The 7,322-nt window shown below is 45.7% G+C and carries 10 protein-coding genes; 4 read left to right on the plus strand and 6 right to left on the minus strand.

Going from position 1 to position 7,322, the window contains the following annotated elements; all coding sequences use genetic code 11:
- The 4 genes from GF401_15925 to GF401_15940 all read right to left on the minus strand — a co-directional run.
- Positions 1–273: hypothetical protein (locus GF401_15925; protein MBD3346543.1), on the minus strand; the 273-nt coding region annotated here is incomplete at its 3' end.
- A gap of 40 nt (positions 274–313) precedes the next feature.
- On the minus strand, positions 314–1,003 hold the full coding sequence (locus GF401_15930; GenBank protein MBD3346544.1) for an ATP-binding cassette domain-containing protein: 690 nt from the start codon (positions 1,001–1,003) through the stop codon (positions 314–316).
- On the minus strand, positions 996–1,805 hold the full coding sequence (locus GF401_15935; GenBank protein ID MBD3346545.1) for a hypothetical protein: 810 nt from the start codon (positions 1,803–1,805) through the stop codon (positions 996–998). The genes GF401_15930 and GF401_15935 overlap by 8 nt, the downstream gene beginning before the upstream one ends.
- A 6-nt stretch (positions 1,806–1,811) precedes the next feature.
- Positions 1,812–2,417, minus strand: a complete 606-nt coding sequence (locus GF401_15940) for a YihA family ribosome biogenesis GTP-binding protein (protein ID MBD3346546.1) — start codon at positions 2,415–2,417, stop codon at positions 1,812–1,814.
- A gap of 136 nt (positions 2,418–2,553) precedes the next feature.
- Here GF401_15940 and trpD point away from each other — a divergent pair, with 136 nt between their 5' ends.
- Entirely contained in the window at positions 2,554–3,570 is a 1,017-nt protein-coding gene (gene trpD, locus GF401_15945; protein MBD3346547.1) for an anthranilate phosphoribosyltransferase, read from the plus strand.
- Positions 3,571–3,709: 139 nt separating this feature from the next.
- Here trpD and aroD read toward each other — a convergent pair whose 3' ends face one another.
- Both aroD and GF401_15955 read right to left on the minus strand, forming a co-directional pair.
- Positions 3,710–4,450 (minus strand): type I 3-dehydroquinate dehydratase, encoded by a 741-nt coding sequence (gene aroD, locus GF401_15950; protein MBD3346548.1) that lies wholly within the window; start codon positions 4,448–4,450, stop codon positions 3,710–3,712.
- Between the two features lie 18 nt (positions 4,451–4,468).
- Entirely contained in the window at positions 4,469–5,482 is a 1,014-nt protein-coding gene (locus GF401_15955; protein ID MBD3346549.1) for a radical SAM protein, read from the minus strand.
- Positions 5,483–5,614: 132 nt separating this feature from the next.
- On the opposite strand from GF401_15955, the gene GF401_15960 reads away from it, so the two are divergent.
- From GF401_15960 to GF401_15970, 3 genes are read left to right on the plus strand one after another with little or no spacing between them, the layout of a single operon-like run.
- Positions 5,615–5,827, plus strand: coding sequence for a DUF1573 domain-containing protein (locus GF401_15960; GenBank protein MBD3346550.1), 213 nt, complete (start codon positions 5,615–5,617; stop codon positions 5,825–5,827).
- A gap of 9 nt (positions 5,828–5,836) precedes the next feature.
- Complete coding sequence (locus GF401_15965; protein MBD3346551.1) at positions 5,837–6,349, plus strand: hypothetical protein; 513 nt, start codon at positions 5,837–5,839, stop codon at positions 6,347–6,349.
- Between the two features lie 19 nt (positions 6,350–6,368).
- Positions 6,369–7,304, plus strand: a complete 936-nt coding sequence (locus GF401_15970; protein MBD3346552.1) for a radical SAM protein — start codon at positions 6,369–6,371, stop codon at positions 7,302–7,304.
- Positions 7,305–7,322: the final 18 nt, after the last annotated feature.

Below are 7,322 nucleotides of genomic sequence, written 5' to 3' on the forward strand. Positions count from 1 at the left end.
AACATAGCCCGAATCATCAAGGGTCATAGTTTTGACATGCCCTACTTTAATACCGTTTATTGTAATGTCATTACTTGTATTCAGACCTGTTGTACTTGCGTATTTCACATGTAATTCGGTCCATTTTTCCATAAAGGAGAGTTTGCTCATGGTGTAAAAAAGCAAAATGGGAATTGCAATAATTGGAATGATCAAAAAAATACCAACAAAGAGATTACGGTAACGGATGTGAAATGGTTCACTCGACTTTTCTCGGCCGGGTTTGGTACTCATAGTTATCCTTTGAGAACAATGTCCAGTTTTTGTGCATCGATCATTTCATGACTCCCCTGAATTCGGCATCCAGCAGAATTCCGTTATCGAGCAATTTTTCGCGGCAATCCATAGAGCTGAACGCATGGGCGCTGTTACAGACAATCAAGAGGGCCGGTGATCGGGTTTCCTGAATTGTTTTTATTATCATGACCAGTTTTTCGCATGCATACGGGTCCATACCACTCAAGGGTTCATCGAGCAAAAGAAATTGCGGTTCCATTATCATGGCGCGGGCAAGTGCTGCATATCGGGCCTGGACAACCGATAAATGATCGGGAAGCTTTCCGGCAATATCGGCAATACCATATCGTTCGAGCTGCTTGCGCGCCCGTTCTCTGGTCAGACGGTCGTTCAATGACGTGTGATAGCGGAGCGGGAGCGCAATGCTCTCAATAATCGGATAATTATGAATCAGGGCGTGTTTCTGAAAGAGATACCCCATTTTCTTTCGAGCAGCAATTTTTTGATCGGTAGATAAAGAATCCAGCAAAACATCATCCCAGTATACATTACCTTCATACGGTCGGGTCAGACCGGCTGCTATCTCAAGAAGCGTGCTTTTTCCGGTCCCACTTCTTCCGGTAATCACCAGTGTTTCACCTTTCCGAAGACTGAAACTGATCTTATTGAGAATCATGTTACTATGACCTCTAAATGATACATTTTCAAATCGAAGTTTATCAGCCATAGAAACCCAGAGTAATAATGATATAGGTGATAATTACATTAATCAGCATGGCAATAACCATCGACCATACCACCGACCTTCGTGCAGCCTTGGGAACATCACGTTCATTCCGAACTTCAAGTCCGTGATAGCAGCTTACCACGGCAACCACCGAACCGAAAATAATATTTTTAAATATTGTCAAGAGAATATCCGCCATTGTCAAAGCATCCACGACCTTGGCAACGAATCCCCAGAAGGGAACATTTGCTATCAATGATGCAACCAGTAATCCGCCGACGATAGCAACAAAATCGAAGTAAATCCCCAGTGCAACCATCGATACGACCATTCCCATAAAAGCGGGCATGACAATGAATTGCACGGGGTTTATACCGATAACCTCCAGAGCTGAAACTTCCTTGGTAACCCGCATACTGCCGATATAAGCGGCGAGAGCAGACCCGGAACGTCCGATAACAACAATCGATGTAATAAGCGGCCCAAGCTCCCGCACAACCACCATGATCATTATTTTCCCGAAAAACTCGCCGGCGCCGAATTTCGGCATATTGGTGGTTGCCTGAAAAACAATAGTCACCCCGCAAAGCATGGCAACCGTTGCTATCAGAGGCAGTGCTTCAACACCCGTAAAAAGTATCTGGCTGACGATCTGGCGCTGGGATGATACATAATCCCGCCGTCCCATGCGGATAAAAGAACCAACGGTCTGCAGATACAGAGAAGTCACTTCAGAGACTTTCCTCACAGCCGAAACACCGGATCCTCCGACTTTTTCTATGGCCTCAATGATATTAGTCATGGTAATTTACTTATCACACCCGGATCGCTCACGCCATGAATAAAAAGCTTTCCAGAAACGCTCCCGCGAGCCGGAATCGACAATGGAATACATCACCGGCTCAAAGGTGAAATGAAAAATTTCCCGGTATTTTTTACCGTTACTTGCAGCATTGTTTTTTGACAATTTATCACACTTTGTCAAAACAGGCAAAACCGGTATATCGAGTGTCCTGAGCCACATCCATGCTTCTTTATCGATTTTTGTTCCCGGGTGACGAATATCGAGCAGCCAGATTACCCCCTGAAGGCCTTTTCGTTTTTCACAATAGTCTGAAATCAGCCGCGACCAGCGCTGTTTTTCCTTGCCGTTAACTTTAGCATATCCATATCCGGGAAGATCAACCCAGATAATATTATTACTCAGCCGAAAATAGTTTGCCAGACTGGTTTTGCCGGGTGTTTTCGATACCTTTGCAAGATGCTTCCGATTAAAAACATGATTTAGAAAGGATGATTTTCCCACATTGGAACGCCCCAAAAGACAATATTCATCTTCCCTTGCCGGGAATATATCTTTATAATGAGCAAAGGAACGGACAAATTCGGCGTTAATTTTATCGTAATTTGTCATATTTATTCACAAAGCCTTGTTAAAGTAGCCGGATGCTTTATTATTTTATTGAGGTATTAACCTTTAAAATATGATTTGCTCAGCACAATAATTCTACCACCCTTTTATTTCATTTGCAAGAGACCGAGAGTGTTTTATGACAATACAGGAAGCGATACAGAACATCATCGACGGTATTAGTTTGTCGGTTGATGAAACACGGGAAATATTCAACGCCATTATGTCCGGTGACGCTACCGAAGCTCAAATAGGGGCATTCATTGTTGCCCTCCGCATGAAAGGCGAAACAATTGAAGAAATTACGGGTGCGGCAGAAGTGATGCGCGACAAGGCTATCCATGTTATGCCGTCTCAGAAAAAGCACGTTGTCGATACCTGTGGGACGGGAGGAGACCGGTCGAATACATTCAACATTTCTACGGCTACGGCCTTTGTTACCGCCGGAGCAGGTGCTGTTGTAGCAAAGCATGGTAACCGCTCGGTATCCAGTAAAAGCGGAAGTGCCGATGTTCTGGAAGCATTGGGAGTTACGATCGGTGCAGATCCATCGGTTATGAAAGCCTGTCTGGATGAAATCGGAATCTGTTTTCTTTTTGCCCCCATGCTGCATAAGGCCATGAAATATGCAATCGGCCCCCGGAAACAGATAGGAATCAGGACCATTTTCAATATTTTGGGCCCCTTAACAAATCCATCGATTGCCCAATCTCAACTCCTCGGCGTCTTTTCGCCAAATCTCACAAGTCCGCTTGCAAATGTACTGAAAAATATGGGGACAAAAAGAGCCTTTGTTGTACACGGCAATGATGGTCTCGATGAAATATCTCTATCCTCACCAACAACAATTTCTGAGTTGAAAGACGGAGAAGTTTCAACCTATACGATCGAGCCCGAACAGTTCGGACTTACCAAACATTCCCCTACAGCAATTATGGGCGGTGATTCTCAGAAAAACGCATCCATGATTCAAGACATCTTCTCCGGCACACCAGGTCCCTGCAGAGATATCGTTGTGCTGAATTCAGCATTTGCTATTGCTGCATCCGGCCTGACCAGCACCCCCGAAGACGGCATCAGGCTAGCCAAGGAATCGATCGATTCCGGTAAAGCGAGAGAGAAGCTTGCACAGCTTGTTGCGATGAGTAAGGGGTGAGGACAAACTTGGGGAGCGAAGGTCGAAGGCGATGCACTGAGTTTGCCGAAGTGTCTACAAAGGGGGGTATAGGGTATTTTTCCTTTTCACATCGCTATCGCTCTCGTTGTCTCACCTCTCTTTACTTCCCCCGCTCTTCCTATCCGGGATAATATCTCCCAATCTCCTCTGCCATCATATCAATCGACAATTGGCCGGGCGCAACGGAATCTGAGATAAAAGCATAGGTAAAGAGCGAGCCGAACAGCGGAGCGGCAACACGGGAAATTACGCCGATTTCGCCCATGGCGATTGTAACGATTGGGGCAGAACATTCTCCGGTGAACGTTAATAAACGGCTGACATCCTCTCTGCTCCGTGGCATGACCGCAATCTTTACAATAGTACCGCCCAGTTCCATTCCCTTTTCGACCAATGCTTTCAGCCGGTCATTCGAAGGGGTTTTTTCGAAATCATGTTCGGATATTATCACCGGCTTTTCACCGGCCATAGCAACAATGTCGCGGTTTATGGAAGCATCGATTTCGATATCAACACAATCCACCAGGGGAACAATTTTCTCGAACATGGCAAGACGACGGTCTTTATTCTGCGTCGTTTCCCTGAGTGTCCCGATAAGGGGAAGGTCGACATTCTCTCGGATTTCCCGGATATAGTCATACAGACGTTTGGGCGCCGCATCGATCAGGTCCGCCCTGATCTCCAGCATATCCGCCCCCCGCTCAGGCAGTGCCGTAATCTCAGCTAAAGATAATAGACGGTCGATTATTGCCGTTACGGCCGGTTTCCGACCCAGTGAAAGATTGCCGATAGTGATTGTCATAGGTATCCTTTCCGGAGATGGAGCAGCGGAGTAGTCGAGGACTGTTTTTTCCATCACACCGTCACTCCATTTCCCCTAATATAACATTTCCTCGGCCCGCCGGTCGAGATAGTGAACAAGTCCTTTGGGAATTCTTGTAATCAAGCCGCAGTCCTTCCAGACCTCGGGGCTTTCCATGCACAAATAGAGGGTGGCACGGGGAGAATATTTTTCGATTTCTTCTTTCATGGCCTGATAAAACTCAACCCGGATTGGCCGGAAATAACGGAGTTTCCTGTCTTCGCCCAACACCATCTCTCCGCAAAAAAGTGACCGATAAGCGGGATTGTTGAAATGAAGTTTTTTGAGGACCGGCATTGTCCTGAACCCGCCGAGGCTGATCCAGGCTATTTTGTCGGGATTTTGTATGGATCCGAATATCGATTGAACTACCGACCGGTACTCATGTTCCCATTCCGGATAATAAATCATGGGATCGAAATGAAAAGCAACCCGGAATCCCATCTTTTCGCACAAGGCTGCAGCATTCAAGCGATCTTCCAGAGATGCTGTATCAAATTCAAAGGCATTAATCATCCTGGGAGTATTCATCGAGAAGCCGACAACAACTTTTTTGGGGTTTTCTATCTCTTTGAGCGCCGCCACATTGCTGCTTTTTGTTTTGAATTCAGTCAGCACATTAGGATAGGGGCTCAGAAGACCGGCTATTTTGCGGGAAAGTCCATACTCATTTTCAAGATAAAGACTGTCGGCAAACTCACCGGTTCCTATGCGGAGGGTGCCGGTGGAAGAGTTTAGTTTTTGCTTTATTTCCGATTTCAAATCACCAAAATTTTTATATAAAACCTGGCATTGCTGTTCAAAATAGACCTGGAGAATGCAATAGGCGCAATACATACCACATCCAGTGAGCGGAGTCAGGACTTTATATCCACAGCAATAGTATCCCCGGGTAGTTCCCGGACAGGGCTTAAGAAATTCGCCGCTATTTACTGCGGTGACTACCGCTTTCCGATCTTTTAGAGCATTATCCGGCATTTGCAGCCCCATATTGTGTGCATTATGCAGTGTGGAGAATGAATAATTCATAAAAGCTTCTGTTCAAAATAGAATAAGGTTATAATTTTTAAAAGCCTGATTACGTAATATTACGTAGTGCGAATCCCATAGTTCGAGTGCAGATATTATTTTTAATGAGTAAAAAAAAGGAGTCTGATTCTAATGAAAATGATGTATTCAAAGATTTTCAAGGCCTTTGTTCTGGTTGTGGGATTGATTTTTGCAGCTACTGCTACCCCGATGATCTCTGTTGACAGCGCAGATTTTGATGTAGGAGAGATCAGAGAAGGAAGTGTGGACAAAATCAAACACGAATTTACGATTAAAAACACCGGTGACGAGGTGCTGAAAATCGAAAAAGTGAAGCCCGGCTGAGGATGCACCGTGGTCGGATATGATTCGATCATCCCTCCTGGTCAGGTGGGAAAACTTACTCAGGAAATCAGTGCAAAAAATTTTCATGGCGGAAATTTCAAAAAATCGGTTACGGTGATTTCGAATGCAAAAAATTCGCCGACCCTCCGCTTGTCGGTTCGCGGGCATATCAAGCCTGTGCTCGGACTTTCCACACACTATTTTACCATGAATAACAACTCCGAAAAACCCTTTGAGGTGACGCTCACTACAGAAAAGAAAAACCTCAAAGTATCGGAGATTGCGTTTAAATCGAGAAATCGAAGTAAAGCGGCATGGCAATCCGATTTGCCTCTTTATGTATCACACAAGTTGATTAAGCCCGACAAAGTCAAAAAGGACGGGTACTACGATTATACGCTCCAGATGTCGCCGAAACTGGATAGTGAAAAAACAGTTCACGGTGAATTTATTATCAAAACCAATCATCCGGAGAAAAAAGAGATCAAAATCAGGGGCCGAATCGAAATGCCGCGAAAGTAAGCCCCGCCGGTAAGGTATAATGACAAACTCATTTCTTTTCGGCCCGGTACCGTCACGACGGCTGGGAGTATCGCTGGGGATCGATCTTGTCCCTCATAAAACATGCTCGCTTAATTGTGTTTATTGCGAATGCGGTAAAACAACAGAGCTGACACTCGAGCGAAAAGAATACGTTCCAACTCAGGCTATTATCGATGAACTCCGTGAATATTTAAGCAGAACTCCCCCTCTGGATTACATAACTTTTGCCGGAAGCGGCGAACCATGCCTTCACAACGGACTTGGCACTATCGTTACTTTCCTGAAAAAGGAATTTCCATCATACAAAACCGCTTTGCTGACCAATGGAACACTCCTCTACCTCAAAGAAGTCCGTGATGCGATCATGCCGATCGACCTGGTCCTTCCGTCGCTCGATGCAGTCCTTCCGCAGACATTCCGTAAAGTTAACCGCCCCCATCCTTCTCTGGATCTCAAACGTACAATCGAAGGCCTGGTGACATTTGCAAAAGAATATAAAGGCGAAATTCTTCTTGAAATATTCATAATTCCCGATATTAACGACACACCCGAAGAGTTGAGTGCGTTCAAGGAAATTATTAAAAAGATCACTCCCGCCCGGACCCAGCTCAACACGCTCGATCGTCCGGGCGCCTGCTCCCGGGTTGTACCGGCTTCCAGAAAAAGGCTGGAAGAAATCGCAGAGTATTTTGCTCCCTTGAAAACCGAGATAATCGCTCGTCAGGCTACCCGACGCGCCGCAAAACCATCGGAACAAGACCTTTCCTCCATTATCCTTGCGTTGTTGAAACGCCGTCCATGCACGATTGAAGATCTTGCCGCGGGGACCGGCGCCAATACGCCGTTTATCACTAAAACGATTGCCGAAATGGAAGCCGGGGGGCTGATTACCCAACGAAAAACCGGCGACCACCTTTTCAACAAAGTTAAATAAACAGTCCCCCCCCCTGCC

This window comes from Chitinivibrionales bacterium (genome assembly GCA_014728215.1).
In the GTDB taxonomy this organism is placed as follows: domain Bacteria; phylum Fibrobacterota; class Chitinivibrionia; order Chitinivibrionales; family WJKA01; genus WJKA01.

Bases quoted from the DNA above. Each gene is read 5' to 3' on its own strand.
- GF401_15955 (MBD3346549.1), bottom strand. From the start codon at position 5,482: ATGAATTATTCATTCTCCACACTGCATAATGCACACAATATGGGGCTG.
- GF401_15935 (MBD3346545.1), bottom strand. From the start codon at position 1,805: ATGACTAATATCATTGAGGCCATAGAAAAAGTCGGAGGATCCGGTGTT.
- GF401_15970 (MBD3346552.1), top strand. From the start codon at position 6,369: ATGACAAACTCATTTCTTTTCGGCCCGGTACCGTCACGACGGCTGGGA.
- GF401_15960 (MBD3346550.1), top strand. From the start codon at position 5,615: ATGAAAATGATGTATTCAAAGATTTTCAAGGCCTTTGTTCTGGTTGTG.
- trpD (MBD3346547.1), top strand. From the start codon at position 2,554: ATGACAATACAGGAAGCGATACAGAACATCATCGACGGTATTAGTTTG.
- GF401_15930 (MBD3346544.1), bottom strand. From the start codon at position 1,003: ATGGCTGATAAACTTCGATTTGAAAATGTATCATTTAGAGGTCATAGT.
- GF401_15940 (MBD3346546.1), bottom strand. From the start codon at position 2,417: ATGACAAATTACGATAAAATTAACGCCGAATTTGTCCGTTCCTTTGCT.